Genomic DNA, 19,970 nt, shown 5'->3' on the forward strand with positions numbered 1-19,970 from the left:
CGTGACAGGAGTCGAGCAGAGCAAGTCCTGGTTCGAACGCGCCGCCTCGGCCACGCCCGGCGGGGTCAACTCGCCGGTTCGCGCTTTCGCCGCGGTGGGCGGCACGCCCCGCTTCATGGTGCGCGGCGAGGGCCCGCACCTGTGGGACGCCGACGGCAACCGCTACGTCGACCTGGTGTCGTCGTGGGGGCCGATGATCCTCGGTCACGCCCACCCCGACGTCGTCGGCGCGGCCCGCGACGCCGCGTCGTCCGGTCTCTCCTTCGGCACGCCCACCACCGGTGAGGTCGAGCTCGCGGAGGAGATCATTCGCCGGGTCGGGCCGGTCGAGCAGGTGCGCCTCGTCAACTCCGGCACCGAGGCGACGATGAGCGCCATCCGGCTGGCCCGCGGCTTCACCGGCCGCGCCAAGATCATCAAGTTCGCCGGCTGCTACCACGGCCACGTCGACGCGCTGCTCGCGCAGGCGGGCTCCGGTGTGGCGACGCTCGGCCTGCCGACCTCGCCCGGCGTCACCGGCGCGCAGGCGGCCGACACGATCGTGCTGCCCTACAACGACATCGAGGCCGTGCGGAAGTCCTTCGCCGAGAACCCGGACTCGGTCGCCGCCGTGATCACCGAGGCCGCCGCGGGCAACATGGGCGCCGTCGCCCCGCGCGAAGGGTTCAACGCCGCCCTGCGTGAGCTGGCCCACGAGAACGGCGCGCTGCTGATCATGGACGAGGTCATGACGGGCTTCCGGGTCTCGGCCGCGGGCTGGTACGGCCTCGACGGCGTGGCGGGCGACCTCTACACGTTCGGCAAGGTCATGTCCGGCGGGCTGCCGGCGGCCGCGTTCGGCGGGCGCGCCGACGTGATGGCCAAGCTCGCCCCGAGCGGCCCCGTCTACCAGGCGGGCACGCTCTCCGGCAACCCCGTCGCGGTCGCCGCGGGGCTCGCCACGCTGCGGGCAGCCGACGAGAACGTCTACCGGGCGCTCGACGCCAACGCGCGCAGGCTCGGCGACCTCTTCGGCCGGGCGCTCACGGCCGAGGGCGTGCCGCACACCGTGGCCTACGCGGGCAACCTGGTGAGCGTGTTCTTCACCGAGCAGCCGGTGCACGACTACGCGGGCGCCGCGGCGGCGGAGACCTGGCGGTTCGCGCCGTTCTTCCACGCGCTGCTCGACGGGGGCGTTTACGCGCCGCCGAGCGCGTTCGAGGCGTGGTTCGTCAACGCCGCCATGGACGACGCCGCGTTCGAGGTGATCGAGACCGCCCTGAAGCAGGCGGCGCGCGCGGCCGCGGCGGCGGAGCGCCCATGAGCAAGCAGACGCTGGTGCACCTGCTACGCCACGGCGAGGTGCACAACCCCGACGGCGTGCTCTACGGCCGGATGCCCGGGTTCGTGCTCTCGGAGCGGGGCCGGCAGCAGGCGCTGACCGTGGCCGAGGCGCTGGCCGGGCACGGGCTGGTGCACGTCGTGGCCTCTCCGTTGGAGCGCGCGCAGGAGACCGCGGCGCCGATCGCGGCAGCGCACCGGCTCGACATCGCCACCGACGAGCGGCTGATCGAGGCCGGGAACCGGTTCGAGGGCCTCAAGGTCGGCGTCGGCGACGGGGCGCTGCGCCAGCCCAGGCACTGGGGCAAGCTGCGCAACCCGCTCGTGCCGTCGTGGGGCGAGCCCTACGTGGAGATCGCCCACCGCATGCTCGGCGCCGTGTACCGGGCCCGCGCGCAGGCCGAGGGCTACGAGGCGCTGTGCGTGTCGCACCAGCTGCCGATCTGGACGCTGCGCCGGTTCCTCGAGGGCAAGCGGCTCTGGCACGACCCACGCAGGCGACAGTGCTCGCTCGCGTCGCTGACCACGCTCGTCTTCACCGGCGAGGAGCTCACCGACATCGTCTACAGCGAGCCCGCTGGCTCCACGGATCCCACGGTGACCGGCGCATGAGACGGGCACTGGCACTCCTGCTCGCGGCGGCGCTCGTCCTCGCGGGCTGCACCACGGGCGACGACGCCGTCTCGCGCGGCACGAGCTTCGAGTTCGTCGCGCCCGGAGGCAAGACCGACATCTTCTACGAGGGCGCCGATCGCCAGCCGGTGCCCGAAGTCTCGGGCGAGGACCTGTTCGACGAGAACAAGGAACTGTCCATTCGCAACTACCGCGGCAAGGTCGTGGTGCTCAACGTCTGGGGCCAGTGGTGTGGGCCGTGCCGCACCGAGGCCCCCGAGATGCAGCGGGTGCAGGACGAGCTCGGCGACAAGGTGCAGGTGCTCGGCATCGACGTCCGCGACCCGGACCGCTCCGCGCCGCAGGACTTCATGCGCAACCGGCAGTTGACCTACCCGTCGATCTACGACCCGTCGGGCAGGTCCCTGCTGCAGTTCTCCGGCTACCCACGCAACGTGGTGCCCTCGACGATCATCGTGGACCAGCAGCAGCGCGTGGCCGCGATCTTCCTACGCGACCTCCTCGCGACCGACGTGATTCCCGTGGTGAACCGGCTTGCCGCCGAGGGCGGCCAGGCGCCAGGCGTCGAGCAGCCGGGCGGCTGAGCCGCCGACCGGGCCCACCGCGTCGGCCAGCGTCCGCTCGTCGGGCAGCCGGGCGCCGGTGACCGCGGGTACCGCCTGCGTCGCGTCATCGACGGTCGACGAGCACACGTCGAGCAGGTACTGCGGCACCCGCAGCGCCGGGTCGGTGACGCCCACGAGCGGTGTGCCGACCGCCGCGATCAGCGGGAAGACCGTGCCGGGGATCCCGATGCACGCCTCGGCGCGCGCGGACGCCCGCAGGGTGGGCACGTCGCTGATCTCGAAGCGGTCCCACAGGGAGCGGTCCTCGCGCGGGTGCAGGCCGACGAGGATGTGCCTGCCCGCGGCGGCGAGCCGTTCCGCCGACTCCAGCAGCACCTCGGTGCCCGGCGCGGCGCCGCCCGTGCCGTCGGGGTGTGTGACGCTCGTCGCCACCAGCACCAGACCCGGCTCCGGCCTGCGTTCCGGGAGTTCGTCGGTCTGCGGGGAGCCGACCACGTGGATCTTGCGGCTGGTGCCAAGGTAGCTCGCGAACGCGCGGCCTTCGGCGGGCGAGGACGACGTGATCCGCCGCAGCCGCCTGCGCAGCCGGTGGGCCAGCTCGGCCTCGGCGGGGCCGAGGTAGGCGAGCGAGCTCACCGCGAGCGGGAGCCGGGGGAAGCGCTCGGCGCAGCTCACCGGCCATTCGCCCGCGCCCGTCACCACGAGCAGGTCGGCTTGACGCACCTGCTCCGGCGTCGCCACGGGCACGGGGTCCCCGGGCTCGATCCCGGAGAGGTCCGGCACGAGCTGGGTCAGTCGCCAGCCGCGGTGGGCGGCCTCGGCGAGCAGGGGTTCGACGTGGTAGGTGCCCCACGGCTCGTTGGTGGCCACGACCACGCGGAGCGGGCGCCGAGGCCGGGCGTGCGCGGTGCCGCCGAGGACGGCGAGCCCGGCGCCGCCGGCGGCGCCGAGTAGCAGTGAGCGGCGGGATACCCCAGAAGATCGCATGATCGGCAACGTAGCCAGCGGTGGTGAACAGCAGGGGAGCAATACGTGGCGGCAAGGTCGTGGCCGGCGGTCCTCCGCCGGGCGGCGAGGGATCAGCAGGGACCAGCGTGGTGTCTCGCGTGGCGGTGGACGGCATCGTCCAGACGCGACCCGGACCCTGCGACTTCACACGAAACCCATTCCTTACTCTGAAGGTCGTGGATCCGACCGCGCTGGCGATGTCCGGCCCGCTGCTGCTCGCGGCAGCCGTGGCCCTCCTGGCCGGCACGGTCTCGTTCGCCTCGCCGTGTGTCGTGCCTCTCGTTCCGGGCTATCTCGCCTACCTCGCCGCGCTCGTCGGCTCCGACGCGCCCGCCGTGCGGCCGGACGAGGATCGCAAGAAGGGCCGCGGCGCGGTCGTCGGCGCCGCCGCGCTGTTCGTGCTCGGCTTCACGGTGGTCTTCACCGCGGGCGTCGGCACACTGGTCTGGCTCGCCGACGCGCTGCTGACCAACGAGCAGACGCTGCAGCGCATCGGCGGCGTGCTCACGATCGCGATGGCGCTGGTGTTCCTCGGATTGATCCCCGGGCTGCAGCGCGACGTCCGTTCGCACCACGTGCCCAAGGCGGGGCTGTGGGGCGCGCCCGTGCTCGGCGCCGTGTTCGGGCTCGGCTGGACGCCGTGTATCGGGCCGACGCTGTCGGGCGTGCTCTCGATCGCGGCCGCGAGCGGCGGCACCGGCGCGCGCGGCTTCGTGCTCGTGCTCGTCTACTGCCTCGGCCTCGGCGTGCCGTTCCTGCTGATAGCCGCGGGCGCCAGGTGGGCGGTCGGCGCCACCGACTGGCTGCGCCGCAACGGCCGCCGCGTGCAGATCTTCGGCGGTGTGCTGCTGCTCGCCGTCGGCGTGCTCCTCGTCACGGGCCTGTGGGCGGAGCTGGTGGCCTGGATGCGCGACGCGTTCATCAGCGACGTGAGGCTCCCGCTGTGACGAGCACGGTCACGCCGGAGCGCAAGCAGTACCGGCCCACCCCCGCCCGCCGCGCGCTGGCGTTCCTTCGCAACACGTGGCGCGGCCTCACGTCGATGCGCACCGCGCTGGTGCTGCTGTTCCTGCTCGCACTCGCCGCCCTGCCCGGCGCGCTGCTGCCCCAGCACGACCTCAACGAGCCGAAGACGCGGGAGTACATCGCCAACCACGGCTGGTGGGGACAGCTGCTCGACCGGCTGCAGTTCTTCGACGTCTACTCCAGCGTCTGGTTCTCGGCGATCTACCTGCTGCTGATGGTGTCGCTGGTCGGCTGCCTCGCGCCGCGCAGCGTCGAGTACGTGCGCTCCATGCGGGCGAAGCCCGTGCTGACGCCGCGCAACCTCGGCCGCCTCCCGCACCACGTGCGCGCCGAGGTCGACGCCGACCCCGACGAGGTGCTCGCCGCGGCGGACCGGCGCCTGCGCGGCTGGCGCCGCGTTCAGCGCGACGAAACGGAGGGCACCCGCAGCATCAGCGCCGAGCGCGGGTACCTGCGTGAGACCGGCAACCTGTTCTTCCACTTCGGCATGCTCGGCGTGATCGTCGCGTTCGCCCTCGGCGCGATGTACTCCTACGAGGGCCAGGTGATCGTCTTCGCCGACGGCTCCGAGGCCTCCGAGTTCTGCAACTCCGGCATCTACGCCTACGACTCGTTCAACCCTGGCCTTCGCGTGGACGGCACCGAGCTGACGCCGTTCTGCCTGCGCGTCAACGACTTCGCGGCGACCTACGCCGACACCGGCCAGCCGATCGCCTACGAGGCGAACATCGAGTACCAGTCCGGAGCCGACCTCGCCGCCGACACCTGGCGGCCGTACCACCTCGAGGTCAACGAGCCGCTGCGCACCGAGGGCGACCGCGTCTACCTGCTCGACCACGGCTTCGCCCCGACGTTCACCGTCACCTTCCCCGACGGCACCAGCCGGACGCAGGCCATCCAGTGGCGGCCGGTGGACAACACCACGGGCCTCTCCGAGGGCGCGACGAAGTTCGAGCCGCCCGGCATCACCGACGCCGAGGAGCGCAGGCAGAACCAGCTCGCGGTGACCGGACTGTTCGCGCCGAACGCGCTGATGCACGGCGAGATCCTCACCTCGGCGGGCCCCCAGCTCACCAACCCCGCCGTGGCCGTCGACGTGATGCGCGGCGACCTCGGCGTCGACTCCGGCCGTGGCCAGTCGATCTTCGAGATCGACCAGTCGATGGTGGACAGCGGACGGCTGGAGCGCGTGGCGAGGGAGAACCTCGACGTCGGCGAGCAGCTGACCCTGGACGACGGCACGAAGGTGCGCTTCGACGGCGTCGACCAGTGGGTGTCGCTCCAGGTGTCGCACGACCCGACCCAGGTGTGGGTGCTGGGCTTCGCGATCGCGATGTTCGCCGGGCTCGGCGGCTCGCTGTTCATCAAGCGCCGGAGGCTGTGGGTCCGGGTGGCCCCGGTCGAGGACGCGGACGGGAAACGACGTACCGTAGTAGAGGTGGGCGGTCTCGCCCGCACGGATCAAGCCGGGTACGGCGAGGAGTTCGCCAAGATCGCCGACGACCTCCTGACCGGTGACAGAAAGGCACCCTGATGCCGGTGAACGAGACGCTGTCGCAGTACAGCGACTGGTCCTACACCACAGCGGTAGCGGTGTACGTGTTCGCGATGGTGTTCTTCCTCGTCGAACAGTCCTTCGGCCGCAAGGGGCGCCAGGCCGCCGCGCGCACCCGCTCGCGTGAGCTGGTCGGCGCGGGCGGCCCGAGCACCACGGTCACGCCGTCGACCAGCGAGGAGCGCCCGGCGCAGCCGCGCACCAGGGCCGAGCGCATCGGCCGCATGGGCGTGGCGCTGACCGTCCTCGGTGCCCTGCTCCACCTGGCCTCGCTCGTGCTGCGCGGGCTCGCGACGAGCCGCGCGCCGTGGGGCAACATGTACGAGTACATCGCGATCATCTGCTTCGTCACCGTGGTGACGTGGCTGGTGGTGCTGCGGAAGTCCCCGGTGCGGCACCTGTCGGCGTTCGTGCTGCTGCCGGTCGTGATCCTGATGTTCGTGGGCGGCACGTGGCTCTACACGATCGCCGCGCCGCTGCAGCCCGCGCTCCAGTCGTACTGGCTGGTCATCCATGTCTCCGCCGCCGCGGTCGGTTCGGGGATCTTCCTGATCCCCGGCGTGGCGAGCCTGCTGTACCTGGTGAAGGCACGCAACGAGAAGAACCCCGCCAAGTTCGCGCGGTTCGGCCCGAAGCTGCCCGCACTCGACGTGCTCGACCGGATCGCCTACCGCACCACGGTGTTCGCGTTCCCGGTGTTCACCTTCGGCGTGCTGTGCGGCGCGGTGTGGGCCGAGGCGGCGTGGGGCCGGTTCTGGGGCTGGGACCCCAAGGAGACCGTCGCGTTCATCGCCTGGGTCATCTACGCCGCGTACCTGCACTCGCGGGCGACGGCGGGCTGGCGGGGCAACCGGGCCGCGGTGATCAACGTGATCGGCTTCGCGGCGACGGTCTTCAACCTGTTCTTCGTGAACCTGGTGACGGTCGGTCTTCACTCGTACGCCTAGGCAACATGCTGTCTTGAGGTGGCACCGACTACCGTCGCGGGTGAAGGTAAGGGGGACAACCTCGCGACCATCGGAGGAATGACGCGGTGACCGGACCCATCGACCCGAACGGGCAGGACCAGCCGCTCTCGTCCGAGGCGAGCACGGATTCCACGCCCCACCCCGCCGTGCCGCCTGCGCAGCCGCCGCAGCGGCCCGCGTACCCGCCGCAGCAGCCGGCGTACGACCCGAACCTGCCCCCGCTGGCCCCGCAGGCGCAGCAGCCCGCTCAGCCCCGGCAACAGCACCAGCACCCGTACGCGCCGGCGCCACAGCAGGGCGGTCAGCAGTTGCCGCCGTTGCCGCAGCCGCAGCGCTCGCGGCACGCGCTCGGCAATGGCGCCGACCTCACCGGCGGCCAGTTCGTCAAGCGCATGAAGCGCACCCCGCAGTCGGGCTGGCGCAAGGCGCTCTACCTGGGCACGGGCAAGCTGATCAACCCGGGGGAGAGCCCGGCCGACCGCAGGCGCCGCGAGCTGATCTCGCGCGTCAACCAGCCGCTGCGGGGCTGCTACAAGATCGCGATGCTGAGCCTCAAGGGCGGCGTCGGCAAGACCACCACCACGACCACGCTCGGCTCCACGTTCGCGTCGCTGCGCGGCGACCGCGTGATCGCGGTGGACGCGAACCCGGACCGGGGCACGCTGTCGCAGAAGATCCCGATCGAGACCACGGCGACCGTGCGGCACCTGCTGCGCGACGCCGACCGGATCACGCGCTACAGCGACGTGCGGGCCTACACGTCACAGGGGTCGAGCAGGCTGGAGATCCTCGCGAGCGAGCAGGACCCGGCCGTCTCGGAGGCGTTCTCCGAGAACGACTACCGGCGCACGGTCGCGCTGCTGGAGCACTTCTACAACATCGTCCTCACCGACTGCGGCACCGGACTGATGCACTCGGCGATGAAGGGCGTGCTGGACTCGGCGGATTCGCTCGTGATCGTGTCGTCTGGCTCGGTCGACGGTGCGCGCAGCGCGTCGGCCACGCTCGACTGGCTCGACGCGCACGGCTACGGTGACCTGGTCAAACGTTCGGTCACGGTAATCAACTCGGTGCGCCCGAAGGCGGGTTCGGTCGACCTCGACAAGCTGGCCGCGCACTTCGCGGCGCGGACGAGGGGAGTCGTGCGGATTCCGTTCGACCCGCACCTGGAGGAAGGCGCGGAGATCGAGCTGGAACGCCTCGAGGAGGCCACCAGGCTCGCGCTGCTCGAACTCGCCGCGACGGTTGCCGACGGCTTCGCCGCCGACCGGATGGTGCGCTGAGGCCCAGCGGGCAGGTCAGCCGCGGCCAGGTCAGCCCTTGTCGTCCTCGTCGGGCTTCTTCGGGCGCTGCTCACCGAGCTTGCGAAGGAAATCCGGGTCGTCGTCGGGAGCGACGGCACTCGGGCGCTGCGGAACGCCGACGCGTTCGGCCCCGAACACCCGCCACAACAGGACGGCGATGGTCAGCGCGCCGATCGCTGCGAGCAGGTAGAGCATGCTCGCTCCCTTCGTATGCTGCGCGAGGTGGACTGTGCTTACCTCGAGATTAACCCTTTTGCCGGGTTCGGGGGGCGGAGGGTGCCCTGCGGCACTGGAGGGTTGCCCTCCGTCACCACCATCGCGCGGTCGCCGGATCAGGCGCGCTTGGGCTCGCTGGCGTCAGTGGTCAGCTCGGCGAGGAGCTCGTTGACCTCGGCCTCGCGGAACCTGCGGTGCCCTCCTGGGGTGCGGATCGAGCCGATCCGCCCAGCCGTCGCCCAGCGGGTCACCGTCTTCGGGTCCACCCGGAACAACGCGGCGACCTCGCCCGGTGTCAGTAGCCGTCCTCCCGTGGTCGCGGTCACTTTCCGCCTCCTTCACACCATCAGTGCCATACCGAGAGCGCGTCGGGCTTCACAACCGGCGTGCCTGGTCTTCGACGCCGCAATCGTTGCACTTCACCCGTCGGGTACTCGAACGGTTGTCAAAGGGTAAAGAGGTAGTAAGGGACAAAAGGGCCGGTTCGGACACGGTTCGCCTGGATCTAGCCTTGGCCCGTGGACCAACTCGACCGCAAGATCATCGCCGAGCTCCGGAACAACGGCAGGGCCACCTACGCCGAGCTCGGCAGGACCGTCGGCCTCTCCGCTTCATCCGTACACGAACGCGTCGGAAAACTCGAGGCCGCCGGGGTGATCACCGGCTATCACGCCGTGGTCGACCCGCGCAGAGTCGGCCTCGGGGTCACCGCGCTCGTCGGCATCCAGCCCACCGACACCGCCTCCGACGACGAGGTCGCCGTCGCGCTCGGGGAGCTGCCCGAGGTGGAGAGCTGCTACGCGGTCGCGGGCGACGAGGCGTTCGTCGTCAAGGTCAGGGTCGAGACGGTCGACGAGCTGGAACACACCCTCGGCAGGCTCCGCCGCATCGACGGTGTCGCGCGCACGCGCACCACGGTCGTGCTGTCGACCCGGTTCGAGGGCCGCCCCAACAACACCGGCCTCGACCAGGGGTAGCCTCGTAGAACGTGAGCGAACGACCAGGTGAGCACCTCGCCCGCGACCTGACCCTGTACGTGCTGGCGCGCTTCGTGCTGGTGGGCGTGGTGGCCGCGATTCTCGTGCTGGTGGGCGTGCCGCTGCTGGTGGCACTGGCGGTGGGCCTGGTCGTCGGCCTGCCGCTCGGCCTCCTCCTGCTCCGCAAGCTCAACGCCCGCGTCACGGCCGGGCTGGCCGCCCGCAACGAGAACCGGGCCCGCGAACGGGCCGCGCTGCGGGCGCAGCTGCGCGGTGACACCCCGGAGACGGAGTGAGCGAGAGCACCGCCGCGTGGGTCCGTGAGGCCATCCGGGTCCTCGAGGCCGACGCCAATCGCAGTGCCGACACGCACCTGCATGTCTTCCCTTTACCTTCCGAGTGGGGCATCGACCTCTACCTCAAGGACGAGTCCGTGCACCCCACCGGCTCGCTCAAGCACCGGCTCGCGCGCTCGCTGTTCCTCTATGGCCTCGTCAACGGCCGGATCGGGCCGGACACGGTGCTCATCGAGGCCTCCAGCGGCTCGACGGCGGTCTCCGAGGCCTACTTCGCCAGGATGCTCGGGCTCGAGTTCGTGACGGTGGTGCCGCGCAAGACGAGTCAGGAGAAGATCGACCTCATCGAGTTCTACGGCGGCCGGTGCCATTTCGTGGACGCCCCGCCCGCGATGTACTCCGAGGCCGAGCGGCTCGCCGCCGAATGCGGTGGGCACTACCTCGACCAGTTCACCTTCGCCGAGCGGGCCACCGACTGGCGCGGCAACAACAACATCGCCGAGTCGGTGTTCACGCAGCTGCGGTCGGAGCGGCACCCGGTGCCGTCGTGGATCGTGGTCGGCGCGGGCACGGGCGGCACGAGCGCCACGTTCGGCCGGTACGTCCGCTACCGCAGGCACCACACCAGGATCGCCGTGGTGGACCCCGAGAACTCGGCGTTCTTCGGCGCGTGGGAGACCGGCGCGATGGACTACGCCACCGGCATGCCGTCGCGGATCGAGGGCATCGGCAGGCCTCGCGTCGAGCCGTCGTTCGTGCCGGAGATCATCGACGAGATGTTCCAGGTCCCCGACGCGGGCTCGCTGGCGGCGATCAGGTTCCTGCGGGAGCGCACGGGGCACTGGGCGGGCGGTTCGACCGGCACCAACCTCTACGGTGCGTTCACGCTGATCTCGCGGATGCTCGCCGAGGGGGAGCAGGGCAGCGTCGTCACGTTGCTGTGTGACGGCGGGGAGCGCTACGCCAAGACCTACTACGACGACGCGTGGGTGGCCGAGCAGGGCCACGACCTCGCGCCGCACCGCGCGGCGATGGAGCGGTTCCTGGAGACGGGCCGGTTCCCTAGCTGAAAGCGAGCGCGCCGCCGGTCAGCACGGCCCAGGCCAGCATGGCCATGCCGGTGCCGCCGAGCACGGGGATCAGCGCCCTGCCCGAGCCGCCGCCCGCGATGGTGCGCACCGGAACGGCCAGCAGTGGCGCGGCGAGCAGGCCCACGAACGCGAGTGGGCTCGCGATGCCGAGCGCCACGGTGACCGCGAACGGAACGCTCACGAGCACGAGGTACAGCCGCCGGGTTCCGGCGTCGCCGAGTTTGACGGCCAGCGTGCGCTTGCCCGCCTCGCGGTCGGTGGGGATGTCGCGGAGGTTGTTGGCCACGAGCACCGCTGTGGACAGCGATCCGATGGCGACCGCGCAGCCGAGTGCCGCCCAGCTGACGGTGCCCGCCTGCACGTAGACCGTGCCGAGCACGGCGGCGAGGCCGAAGAAGACGAACACGGCCACCTCGCCGAGACCCGCGTAGCCGTAGGGCCTGCGGCCACCGGTGTAGAACCAGGCGCCCGCGATGCACGCGGCGCCCAGCAGGAGCAGCCACCACGTACCCGTCGCGGCGACGAGCACGAGCCCGAGCACCCCGGCGATGCCGAGCGAGGCGAGTGCGGCGGCGAGCACGACCTTCGGCCTGGCAACGCCGGAGCCGACCAGCCGCAGCGGGCCGACGCGCTCGGTGTCGGTGCCGCGCACGCCGTCGGAGTAGTCGTTGGCGAAGTTGACGCCGATGATCAGCGCGAGCGCCACGAGCAGGGCCAGCAGCGACTGCCACCACGAGAAGGCGCCGAGCTGCACGGTCGCGCCGACGCCGGCCAGGACGGGGGCGACGGCGTTGGGCAACGTCCGCGGCCGCGCCCCCTCGATCCACTCCGCAACGGTTGCCATACCGCCATTCTTCGCCATGCCGATCTCCACGCGGTGCCGACCGGGTGGCCGGTGCGCGGCGGGTGGGGTTGGCTCAGCACATGGGGGCGGGCAGGGCCTCGCGGATGTGGGCGGCCGAGACGTACATGCCGGGTGCGAGGCGGTACCAGCGGTTGGAGTGGCCCTGGGAGCCCGCCTGCCACTGCCCGACGGCGACGCACTCGATGCGCACCCGCGCGGCCGGTGCGGCGAAGCCCACCTGCGGCGCCGAGAGCGAGGGTCCGGTGCGCACGTTGAGCGCCCACGGCGCCTCGACGGTGCCCCACGGCCCGTGCCCGGTCCACTGGTAGGTCACGTTCACCCAGGCGTTGTCGGCGAGGCGAAGGCCGTCCCAGAAGGTGCCGTCGGCGAGGTCGATCCCCGCCGGGTTCTTCACCTTCCGCCCGAACTGGTCGCGGCCCCCGTTGTAGCCGTCCTGGTAGGCGGCCTGCGCCTGCGGCACGCCGTGCGGCAGGTCCCGCCACGACTCGCGGCCGGGGTTCCAGTGGTCGTCCTTGGTGTTCCACGGCCCGACGTCCCACACCGGCGCCCATTCACAGCGCTGGTTGCCGATGGTGCAGACCTTGACCGTGTAGTCGCCCCCGCCGCGGGTGGCGAGGCCGCGCCGGGAGGGCAGCGCGACGAAGTGGTCCCGCTCGGTGATCACGTGCCCGTTCGCGGTGGTGCCGCCGACGAGACCCTCGCGCGTGGCGAAGATCCGGAACGTCGTGCCGTGCGCCGTGTCACCGGCCTCCGCCGAGGCGTCGTGCCAGGCCGTGAGGGTCACCGGCTTCGGCTCACCCCCGGCGGTCGTCACCACGCGGGCCTGTACCGACGTCGTGCGCTCGGGTAGCACGGCCGGCGCGCTTTCACCGATCTCGATCCACTCCGACCACGTGCCGTCGGCGCGCAGCCCTCGCACGTCCACGGCCGCGCCGGGTCCGGGCGCCGTGGTGGTGACCGAGTTGACGCCGACGTCGAGGTGCTCGACGGGGTGGTCGGTGACGCCGAGTCCCAACGGGTCCGTCGTCGCGCGGGCGACGGGCCCGGGTGCAGGGTCGAGGGTCCAGCTGACCGTTTCGTCCGCATCGGCCATCGCCGCCGGGAAGGTCAGTGCCAGTCCGATGATCGCCGACAATGCGGCTGACCTGCGTCTTCGCTGCTTCATGCCCGCAGGAAAAGCCGCGGCCGCGGGCATGTCAACGAACCACGACGTGCCGTCGTAGAACGCCAGCCTGCCGGGTTACCCCAGCAGGGTGGACCGCACGGCGGCGCGGTCGATCTTGCCCGGCCCGATCAGGGGCAGCTCGGCGACGAACGCGAGCCGTTTCGGGACGCCGGGCGCGCCCAGCGCCTCGCGGACGAGCGCCTTCAGCTCCTCGGCCGGCGGCGCCGGCCCTTCGGGCACCACCGCCGCCGCCACGATCTGCCCCCACTCCGGGTCGGGCAGCGCCACCACGCACGCCGCGCGCACGCCCGCGTGCCGGGTGAGCGCCCGCTCCACGCTGCCGGCGGGCACCTTCACGCCGCCGGTGTTGATCACGTCGTCGGCGCGGCCCAGCACCTCCAGCCGCCCGTCGTCGTGGAGCCTGCCGACGTCGCTCGTGCGGAACCAACCGCCGGAGAACGCCTCGGCGGTCAGTCCGGGACGCAGCCGGTAGCCGTGCGCGAGGACGTCGCCCGCGAGCTCAACGCGGTCACCCGCCCCCAGCCGCACCCGCACCCCGTCGAGTGGCACGCCGTCGTAGACGCAGCCGCTCGCCGTCTCGCTCATCCCGTATGCCGACACCACCCGCACGCCCGCCTCGGCGGCCCGCTCCCGCAACCGGTCGTCGAGACGCGCACCGCCGAGCACGATCGCGTCGAACCCGTTCGCGCCTGAGCCGCCCGCGTCGAGCAGGCGGGCCAGCTGGGTGGGCACGAGCGCGGTGTAGTGCGGGCCCGGCGAAGCGAACAGCGTGGCCGCGGCCTCGGCGAACGCGGCCGGGTCGAAGCCGCGGGACGTGTCGAGCACCACCGGCTCCGAGCCCGCGACGTGCGCGCGCACGAGCACCTGGAGGCCGCCGACGTAGTTCGCGGGCGTGGCAAGCAGCCAACGACCCGGCCCGCCGAGCCGGGCATGCGTCGCGTGCGCCGAGGCGAGCAGCGCCTTCGGCGACAGGAGCACGCCCTTGGGGCCGCCCGTGGAACCCGAGGTCGGGATGATCACCGCCGTCCCAGGCTCGACGGGTGTGTCCGGCTCCATCGCCGCGAGCAGGCCGGGCGCGGCCGGATTGCGCGGGTCGAGCGGCAGGACGGCGGGGCCCCCGTCGAGCGCGGCGAGCAGCGCGGCCCGCAGCTCACCGATCGACGCGGGGTCCCCGCCGGTCCGGACGACGCGCATCAGTAGTAGTACGGGTAGTCCGACCAGTCGGGCTCGCGCTTCTGGAGGAACGAGTCGCGGCCCTCAACGGCCTCGTCCTGCATGTACGCCAGGCGCGTGGTCTCACCCGCGAACAGCTGCTGGCCGACGAGCCCGTCGTCGATGAGGTTGAACGAGTACTTGAGCATGCGCTGCGCGGTCGGCGACTTGCCGAGCACCTCGAACCCCCACTGCATCGCGGTCTTCTCCAGCTCCGCGTGCGGGATCGCGGCATTGACGGCGCCCATCTGGTGGGCCTCCTCGGCGGTGTAGGCCCGGCCGAGGAAAAAGATCTCGCGCGCGAACTTCTGGCCGACCTGGCGGGCGAGGTAGGCCGAGCCGTACCCGCCGTCGAACGAGCCCACGTCGGCGTCGGTCTGCTTGAAACGGGCGTGCTCGGTGGAGGCGAGCGTGAGGTCGCACACGACGTGCAGCGAGTGCCCGCCGCCCGCCGCCCAGCCCGGTACCACCGCGATCACGACCTTGGGCATGAACCGGATCAGGCGCTGCACCTCCAGGATGTGCAGCCGGCCCGCCCGCGCGGGGTCGACCGTGTCCGATGTCTCGCCACTCGCGTACTGATACCCGGACCTACCGCGAATACGCTGGTCACCGCCGGAACAAAACGCCCAGCCCCCGTCCTTGGGTGATGGGCCGTTCCCGGTGAGCAGGACGCAGCCGACGTCCGGGCTCATCCGGGCGTGGTCGAGCGCGCGGTACAGCTCGTCGACGGTGTGCGGCCGGAAAGCGTTGCGCACCTCGGGACGGTCGAACGCGATCCGGACGATGCGCTTGCCGGATCGGCTCTCCGTAGAACGGTGGTAGGTGATGTCGGTGAAGTCGAAACCCTCCAGCTGCGTCCACGCGGCGGGGTCGAACAGTTCCGATACCTGGGCGTCATGCACGCTTGGGAGAATATGCCGTTCATCCGTCAGGCCTGAGGGGGCTCGCTCGTGAACCCTTCCACCGCGCAGGCGAGGGTCATCGTCGACGAGCTCGTTCGCAACACGGTGTCCCACGTGGTGCTGAGCCCCGGGTCACGCAACGCGCCGCTGTCGCTGGCGCTCTACGAGGCGGCCGCCGAGGGCAAGCTCACCCTGCACGTCCGCATCGACGAGCGGAGCGGGGCGTTCCTCGCGCTCGGCATCGCGGCTCGCACGGGGCGGCCCGTCGCCGTGGTGTGCACGTCGGGCACGGCGGCGGCCAACTTCCACCCCGCCGTGCTGGAGGCCGACCGCGCCGGGGTGCCGCTCATCGTGCTCACCGCCGACCGCCCTCCGGAGCTGCGCGCGGCCGGGGCCAACCAGGTGATCGACCAGCACAACCTCTACGGCGACGCCGTCCGTTACTTCGACGAGCTCGCCGTCGCCGAGCGCAGGGCAGGCCAGAACGCGTACTGGCGCAGCCAGGTGTGCCGGGCGTGGAACGCCGCTTACGGCGAGTGGCGCTGCGGCCCGGTGCACCTCAACGTCCCCTTCCGCGAGCCGCTGGTGCCCGACGGGGACGACGAGTGGTACGAGTCGCTCGACGGCCGTCCGCAGGGCGCCCGCTGGACGGAGCTGCCCGACTTCGGCGCGCTGCCGTCGTTCGTGGTCCCCTCGGCCCGGCACGGGCTGGTGATCGCGTGCGACGCCGGGGTGCGCGCGGCGAGCGAGTGGGCCGAGCAGCATGGCTGGCCCGTGGTGTCGGAGACCGGCGGGCTCGGCCTCGGCGGCGCGACCGCGATCTCCGGCGGGGCGTGGGTGCTGGGCGTGGAGGAGTTCATCGCAGCGCACAAGCCCGAGCAGGTGCTGTGCATCGGGCGGCCCACGGTGTTCCGGCAGGTGCAGCGGTTGCTGTCGGACCCGTCGATCGAGGTGCTGCTGGTGCGGCCCGACTCGGACTGGCCCGCGCCCGCCCACAACGTCCGCCAGGTGGGGCAGTGGTTCGACGAGCCCACCAAGCCGTCGGACCCGGAGTGGCTCGCGCGCTGGCAGCGGGCCGACGCGGCAGCGACCGAGACCGTGCGGGACCTGCTCGCGGACGAGCCGTGGCCGAGTGGGCTGCGCGTGGCCGACGAACTGGTGCGGGGGCTGCCGCAGGACTCACTGCTGGTGGTCGGCTCCTCCAACCCGGCGCGCGACGTCGCGCTGGCCGGCGGGCAGCGGCCCGACGTGCTGGTGCACCGCAACCGAGGAGTCGCGGGCATCGACGGCACGGTGTCCACGGCGATCGGGGCGGCCACGGTGCATCGCGGCCCGTCGTACGCGCTGCTCGGCGACCTGACGTTCCTGCACGACATCAACGGCCTGCTCACCGGGCCCGCCGAGCAGCGGCCCGACCTCACGATCGTGGTGCTCAACGACGACGGCGGCGGCATCTTCTCGCTGCTGGAGCAGGGCGCCCCCGAGCACAGCGACGCCTTCGAGCGGGTCTTCGGCACGCCGCACGGCGCCGACCTCGCCGCGCTGTGCGCCGGGTACCACGTGCCGCACACGCTCGTCGAGACGCTCACGGAGTTCCGCGCCGCGCTGCGCCCGCGGCCGGGTCTGCGCGTGGTGGAGGTGCGAGTGGACCGTTCGCGGCACCGGGACCTGCACGCCCGCCTCCGCGCCGCGGTCGCCGACGCGGTCACCAGCTCCTGATCGACCGCAGTGAAGGCCACCATGCCTGCGCCCGCCCGTCTCCCCCCACCGCCCAGACGGAGGCGCTGCGCGCCGCTGTGCCTGATTCACCGCAGTGAAGGTGGCCTTCACTGCGGTCGGGCCTACGGGACAAGAGCCGCCTTTCGGCCGTGTTCCCCGTGTGAGATCGGCGCTAGTTTGCCCGCCATGCGCCTTCCAACACGCGCCGCCACCGGCGCAGTCGCGACGGGTCTCGCGACAGTTCTCCTGGCGACCACGGCCAGTGCGGCCCCCGCGCCCGGCGACCCCGGGCTCGGCGACCCGTACTACCCGGGCGCGGGCAACGGCGGTTACGACGTCGCCCACTACGACATCCGGCTCACCTACCAGCCGGACACCGACCAGCTGGCGGGGACCACCACGATCCTCGCCACCACCACGCAGGAGCTCTCCAGCCTCAACCTCGACTTCGGGCTCAAGGTCAACTCGGTGCGGGTCAACAACCAGCCCGCCCGGTTCGCCAAGGACCCCGACGACTTCACCGAGCTGGTGGTCACGCCGCGAAGGCCGCTGGCGAAGAACCAGTTCGTGACCGTCGTCGTCACCTACGCCGACGTGCCATCGAAGGTCACCATCGACGGCTACCAGGCGTGGAAGAAGACGCCGACCGGCGCACTCGCCGTCGACCAGCCGACCATCGCCGAATGGTGGTACCCCTCAAACGACCACCCGACCGACAAGGCGACCTTCGACATCTCGGTCGAGGTGCCCGACGACGTCTCCGCGCTGTCCAACGGCACGCTCGTGCGCAAGACCAAGCAGCGCAAGGACTGGACGCGCTGGAACTGGCGCAGCACCGAGCCGATGGCCACCTACCTCGCGTTCATCGCGGTCGGCGACTACGAGGTGCTGCAGTCGGAGACGCCGAGCGGCCAGCCGTTCGTCACCGCCTACGACCCGCTGCTCGGGCCCAGCCTGCCGGCCGCGAAGGCGAGCATCGAACGCTCGCCCGAGGTCGTCGAGTTCCTGGAGGGCTACTTCGGCCCTTACCCGTTCGAGGCGCAGGGCGGCATCGCCACCACGGGCCTCGGCTTCGCGCTGGAGAACCAGACGCGCTCGGTGTACGACGCGGCGTTCTTCCGCTCCGGCACCAACATGTCCGTGGTCGTCCACGAGAACGCACACCAGTGGTTCGGCGACTCCGTGGCGCTCGGTGCGTGGAGTGACATCTGGCTCAACGAGGGCTTCGCCACCTACGCGGAGTTCATGTGGTCGGAGTACGCGGGCGAGGGCACGGCCGACGAGCTGGCGCAGTACGTCTACGAGCTCTACCCGGCGGATGACGAGTTCTGGCAGGTCCTGCCCGGTGACCCAGGCCCGGAGAACCAGTTCCACGCCGCCGTCTACGACCGGGGCGCGCTCGCCGCGCACGCGCTGCGCAAGGCCGTCGGAGACGATGCGTTCTTCACGATCCTGCGGACGTGGCTGGAGAAGAAGAAGGACAGCCACGGCACGATCCCGGAGTTCGTGGAGCTCGCCGAGCGGATCTCCGGACAGCAGCTGGACGAGGTGTTCGAGACGTGGCTCTTCACCGCGGGCAAGCCCGCCGAGAGCCCGAACGGTACGCCCGCGACGGCACGCGCCGCGGCCGTGGCGCAGCCGGAGTCGTACCCCGAGATCCGGTTCACGCACGAGCAACTCGCCGCGGGCGAGTGATCGGGGCGGTTATGCTCGCCGCGTGCTAGGAATCCCGAACGAACGAGCGTTGCGCATCGGGGCGTGGGTGGTCCTCGGAGTGGCCGCTGTGATCACGCTGCTGTGCGCGACGCTCGTCTTCGGGGCCCTGCGCAACGACCGCGCGATCGCCGCCAACCACGGCATCGCGACGGCACAGGTCGACCAGGTGCTGTTCGACCGCACGATCATCCGCTTCGACACGCCCGACGGCGTCACGCACAGCCCGTCCAACGGCGTGCTCTACCCCGACGGGCTCAACGCGGGGCAGCTCGTGCGCATCGAGTACGACACCACCAACCCCGACCTGGCGAAGGTCGCCGGGCGCACGTGGTTGCTGACGCTGCTGCCGGTGGGCACCACGGCGCTGTTCACGTGGCTGGTCGCGGGGCCGCTGCTGTGGTGGATCCGCTCGCGCCGCCGCAAGCTCACCGAGGAACCCGTCGCCGCCTAGCCAAACCGCGGTGTGCCGCAACGCAGTGAAGGTGGCCTTCACTGCGGTCGGGGGTACGGCTCAGCGGGCCGCGGCCGGGACCACGCCCGACCACCAGCCCATCACCTCGTCGGCAACGCCCGGTGCGGCGACGAGCAGGCCGTCGGTGGGCAGGGCGGTGCCCTCGCCGCGCCGGTCCAGCACCACGGCGCCCGCCTCGATCGCCAGCGCGACCGCGCCCGCGACGTCCCACTCGTGATAGCTGTGCAGCACGGCCGCCGTCGCGTGGCCCAGCGCCACCTGGGCGATCGACAACGCCGCCGAGCCGAGCACCCGGACCCCGGCGTGTGCCGCGGCCGCGCGCTCGATGAACTCGCCCATGCCCGGCCACGGACCCGTGCGGGCCAGCTCGGTGCACACGATCGCGCCCGCCGTCCTCGTCCGCGCGGTGAGCTGTACCGGCTTTCCGTTGGCCCTCGCGCCCCGGCCCCTCGCCGCCGCGTAGATCTGCGCCCGGTACGGGTCGGCCACCACGCCGACCACCGGCCCGGAGGCGTCCACCAGCGCGAGGCTGTAGGCGCACCATGGCACCCCGGCGACGTAGTTCGCGGTGCCGTCGACGGGGTCCACCACCCAGCGGTACTCGGCTGCGTCGGCGCCCACGTCGGGCCCGTATTCCTCACCGACGACGGGGATGCCGGGGAACTCGGAGGTCAGCACCCGCCGCGTGTGCCGTTCGAGCGTGCGATCGGTGTCGGTGACCCAGTCGAACGGCGAATCCTTTGTGCCGGGTTGCGCACCCCGTCCGGCCGTCGCGGTGATCACGTCCGTGGCGTCGTTGGCCAGGCGGCCTGCGACCTCGAGGGCCTTGGAGAGCAGGCCCGGTTCGACCGGCCGCGCCCGGCGGGAGGACAAGAGGGTCATGCCTCTCTAGCGTGGCGGCGCCGAGTGTCCGGCACGCGACGCGCAGATGAAGG

At 71.9% G+C, this 19,970-nt stretch carries 21 protein-coding genes; 13 read left to right on the top strand and 8 right to left on the bottom strand.

Annotation, left to right across the window (positions count from 1 at the left end):
- Position 1: 1 nt before the first annotated feature.
- Genes hemL through FCN18_RS03635 form a run of 3 tightly spaced genes read left to right on the top strand, consistent with a single transcriptional unit; the run spans position 2 to position 2,537 of the window.
- Complete coding sequence (gene hemL / locus FCN18_RS03625; RefSeq protein ID WP_137093224.1) at positions 2-1,303, top strand: glutamate-1-semialdehyde 2,1-aminomutase; 1,302 nt, start codon at positions 2-4, stop codon at positions 1,301-1,303.
- The gene (locus FCN18_RS03630) at positions 1,300-1,932 is read left to right on the top strand and encodes a histidine phosphatase family protein (RefSeq protein WP_112266473.1); all 633 of its coding nucleotides are present in this window, start codon (positions 1,300-1,302) and stop codon (positions 1,930-1,932) included. The genes hemL and FCN18_RS03630 overlap by 4 nt, the downstream gene beginning before the upstream one ends.
- Positions 1,929-2,537, top strand: a complete 609-nt coding sequence (locus FCN18_RS03635; RefSeq protein WP_137093226.1) for a TlpA family protein disulfide reductase — start codon at positions 1,929-1,931, stop codon at positions 2,535-2,537. The genes FCN18_RS03630 and FCN18_RS03635 overlap by 4 nt, the downstream gene beginning before the upstream one ends.
- Here FCN18_RS03635 and FCN18_RS03640 read toward each other — a convergent pair.
- The gene (locus tag FCN18_RS03640) at positions 2,442-3,506 is read right to left on the bottom strand and encodes a hypothetical protein (protein WP_228713608.1); all 1,065 of its coding nucleotides are present in this window, start codon (positions 3,504-3,506) and stop codon (positions 2,442-2,444) included. The genes FCN18_RS03635 and FCN18_RS03640 overlap by 96 nt on opposite strands.
- A 218-nt stretch (positions 3,507-3,724) precedes the next feature.
- Here FCN18_RS03640 and FCN18_RS03645 point away from each other — a divergent pair, with 218 nt between their 5' ends.
- From FCN18_RS03645 to FCN18_RS03660, 4 genes are all read left to right on the top strand, one after another.
- Positions 3,725-4,474 (top strand): cytochrome c biogenesis CcdA family protein, encoded by a 750-nt coding sequence (locus tag FCN18_RS03645; RefSeq protein ID WP_112266824.1) that lies wholly within the window; start codon positions 3,725-3,727, stop codon positions 4,472-4,474.
- On the top strand, positions 4,471-6,087 hold the full coding sequence (gene resB, locus FCN18_RS03650; protein WP_137093228.1) for a cytochrome c biogenesis protein ResB: 1,617 nt from the start codon (positions 4,471-4,473) through the stop codon (positions 6,085-6,087). Before FCN18_RS03645 ends, resB begins: the two co-directional genes overlap by 4 nt.
- Complete coding sequence (gene ccsB, locus FCN18_RS03655) at positions 6,087-7,055, top strand: c-type cytochrome biogenesis protein CcsB (RefSeq protein WP_112266493.1); 969 nt, start codon at positions 6,087-6,089, stop codon at positions 7,053-7,055. Before resB ends, ccsB begins: the two co-directional genes overlap by 1 nt.
- 86 nt (positions 7,056-7,141) lie before the next feature.
- Positions 7,142-8,359 carry a MinD/ParA family ATP-binding protein gene (locus FCN18_RS03660; protein ID WP_112266495.1) on the top strand — a complete coding sequence of 406 codons (1,218 nt, stop codon included), beginning with the start codon at positions 7,142-7,144 and terminating at the stop codon, positions 8,357-8,359.
- Between the two features lie 30 nt (positions 8,360-8,389).
- Here FCN18_RS03660 and FCN18_RS03665 read toward each other — a convergent pair whose 3' ends face one another.
- Together FCN18_RS03665 and FCN18_RS03670 are read right to left on the bottom strand one after the other, a co-directional pair.
- A complete protein-coding gene (locus FCN18_RS03665; protein ID WP_112266497.1) occupies positions 8,390-8,575 on the bottom strand; it encodes a hypothetical protein in 186 nt (61 codons plus the stop codon).
- Between the two features lie 137 nt (positions 8,576-8,712).
- Positions 8,713-8,922, bottom strand: a complete 210-nt coding sequence (locus tag FCN18_RS03670; protein WP_112266498.1) for a BldC family transcriptional regulator — start codon at positions 8,920-8,922, stop codon at positions 8,713-8,715.
- Positions 8,923-9,114: 192 nt separating this feature from the next.
- Here FCN18_RS03670 and FCN18_RS03675 point away from each other — a divergent pair, with 192 nt between their 5' ends.
- The 3 genes from FCN18_RS03675 to cds1 are packed head-to-tail and all read left to right on the top strand — an operon-like array spanning position 9,115 to position 10,939.
- Positions 9,115-9,573 (top strand): Lrp/AsnC family transcriptional regulator, encoded by a 459-nt coding sequence (locus tag FCN18_RS03675; protein WP_112266500.1) that lies wholly within the window; start codon positions 9,115-9,117, stop codon positions 9,571-9,573.
- Between the two features lie 11 nt (positions 9,574-9,584).
- A complete protein-coding gene (locus FCN18_RS03680) occupies positions 9,585-9,869 on the top strand; it encodes a DUF4229 domain-containing protein (RefSeq protein ID WP_112266502.1) in 285 nt (94 codons plus the stop codon).
- On the top strand, positions 9,866-10,939 hold the full coding sequence (gene cds1 / locus FCN18_RS03685; protein ID WP_112266504.1) for an L-cysteine desulfhydrase Cds1: 1,074 nt from the start codon (positions 9,866-9,868) through the stop codon (positions 10,937-10,939). The genes FCN18_RS03680 and cds1 overlap by 4 nt, the downstream gene beginning before the upstream one ends.
- Here the strand turns inward: cds1 and FCN18_RS03690 are convergent.
- The 4 genes from FCN18_RS03690 to FCN18_RS03705 all read right to left on the bottom strand — a co-directional run bounded on the left by FCN18_RS03690 (position 10,932) and on the right by FCN18_RS03705 (position 15,128).
- Positions 10,932-11,804: a 1,4-dihydroxy-2-naphthoate polyprenyltransferase gene (locus tag FCN18_RS03690; RefSeq protein ID WP_113641998.1), complete on the bottom strand. Its 873-nt coding sequence runs from the start codon at positions 11,802-11,804 to the stop codon at positions 10,932-10,934. The two genes, cds1 and FCN18_RS03690, sit on opposite strands and share 8 nt — an antisense overlap.
- Before the next feature lie 73 nt (positions 11,805-11,877).
- Positions 11,878-12,990, bottom strand: coding sequence for a hypothetical protein (locus tag FCN18_RS03695; protein WP_137093230.1), 1,113 nt, complete (start codon positions 12,988-12,990; stop codon positions 11,878-11,880).
- Positions 12,991-13,065: 75 nt separating this feature from the next.
- Positions 13,066-14,205, bottom strand: coding sequence for an o-succinylbenzoate--CoA ligase (gene menE / locus FCN18_RS03700; protein WP_113642000.1), 1,140 nt, complete (start codon positions 14,203-14,205; stop codon positions 13,066-13,068).
- Complete coding sequence (locus tag FCN18_RS03705) at positions 14,205-15,128, bottom strand: 1,4-dihydroxy-2-naphthoyl-CoA synthase (RefSeq protein WP_112266512.1); 924 nt, start codon at positions 15,126-15,128, stop codon at positions 14,205-14,207. Before FCN18_RS03705 ends, menE begins: the two co-directional genes overlap by 1 nt.
- Positions 15,129-15,176: 48 nt before the next feature.
- On the opposite strand from FCN18_RS03705, the gene menD reads away from it, so the two are divergent.
- From menD to FCN18_RS03720, 3 genes are all read left to right on the top strand, one after another.
- Complete coding sequence (menD, locus tag FCN18_RS03710) at positions 15,177-16,847, top strand: 2-succinyl-5-enolpyruvyl-6-hydroxy-3-cyclohexene-1-carboxylic-acid synthase (RefSeq protein ID WP_113642001.1); 1,671 nt, start codon at positions 15,177-15,179, stop codon at positions 16,845-16,847.
- Between the two features lie 186 nt (positions 16,848-17,033).
- The gene (locus FCN18_RS03715; RefSeq protein WP_137093232.1) at positions 17,034-18,542 is read left to right on the top strand and encodes a M1 family metallopeptidase; all 1,509 of its coding nucleotides are present in this window, start codon (positions 17,034-17,036) and stop codon (positions 18,540-18,542) included.
- 22 nt (positions 18,543-18,564) lie between these two features.
- Positions 18,565-19,014: a DUF3592 domain-containing protein gene (locus FCN18_RS03720; RefSeq protein ID WP_228713610.1), complete on the top strand. Its 450-nt coding sequence runs from the start codon at positions 18,565-18,567 to the stop codon at positions 19,012-19,014.
- A gap of 60 nt (positions 19,015-19,074) precedes the next feature.
- On the opposite strand, the gene FCN18_RS03725 is transcribed toward FCN18_RS03720, so the two are convergent.
- Positions 19,075-19,917 carry an inositol monophosphatase family protein gene (locus FCN18_RS03725; protein WP_112266517.1) on the bottom strand — a complete coding sequence of 281 codons (843 nt, stop codon included), beginning with the start codon at positions 19,915-19,917 and terminating at the stop codon, positions 19,075-19,077.
- Positions 19,918-19,970 lie beyond the last annotated feature (53 nt).

Origin of the sequence: Prauserella endophytica, assembly GCF_005146945.1 — a bacterium.
Taxonomy (GTDB): Bacteria; Actinomycetota; Actinomycetes; order Mycobacteriales; family Pseudonocardiaceae; genus Prauserella_A; species Prauserella_A endophytica.

Excerpts from the sequence above, each read along its gene's own strand:
- FCN18_RS03630 (WP_112266473.1), top strand. The coding sequence starts at position 1,300 with ATGAGCAAGCAGACGCTGGTGCACCTGCTACGCCACGGCGAGGTGCAC.
- FCN18_RS03635 (WP_137093226.1), top strand. The coding sequence starts at position 1,929 with ATGAGACGGGCACTGGCACTCCTGCTCGCGGCGGCGCTCGTCCTCGCG.
- FCN18_RS03640 (WP_228713608.1), bottom strand. The coding sequence starts at position 3,506 with ATGCGATCTTCTGGGGTATCCCGCCGCTCACTGCTACTCGGCGCCGCC.
- FCN18_RS03645 (WP_112266824.1), top strand. The coding sequence starts at position 3,725 with ATGTCCGGCCCGCTGCTGCTCGCGGCAGCCGTGGCCCTCCTGGCCGGC.
- ccsB (WP_112266493.1), top strand. The coding sequence starts at position 6,087 with ATGCCGGTGAACGAGACGCTGTCGCAGTACAGCGACTGGTCCTACACC.
- FCN18_RS03665 (WP_112266497.1), bottom strand. The coding sequence starts at position 8,575 with ATGCTCTACCTGCTCGCAGCGATCGGCGCGCTGACCATCGCCGTCCTG.
- FCN18_RS03690 (WP_113641998.1), bottom strand. The coding sequence starts at position 11,804 with ATGGCAACCGTTGCGGAGTGGATCGAGGGGGCGCGGCCGCGGACGTTG.
- FCN18_RS03695 (WP_137093230.1), bottom strand. The coding sequence starts at position 12,990 with ATGAAGCAGCGAAGACGCAGGTCAGCCGCATTGTCGGCGATCATCGGA.
- menE (WP_113642000.1), bottom strand. The coding sequence starts at position 14,205 with ATGCGCGTCGTCCGGACCGGCGGGGACCCCGCGTCGATCGGTGAGCTG.
- FCN18_RS03715 (WP_137093232.1), top strand. The coding sequence starts at position 17,034 with ATGCGCCTTCCAACACGCGCCGCCACCGGCGCAGTCGCGACGGGTCTC.
- FCN18_RS03725 (WP_112266517.1), bottom strand. The coding sequence starts at position 19,917 with ATGACCCTCTTGTCCTCCCGCCGGGCGCGGCCGGTCGAACCGGGCCTG.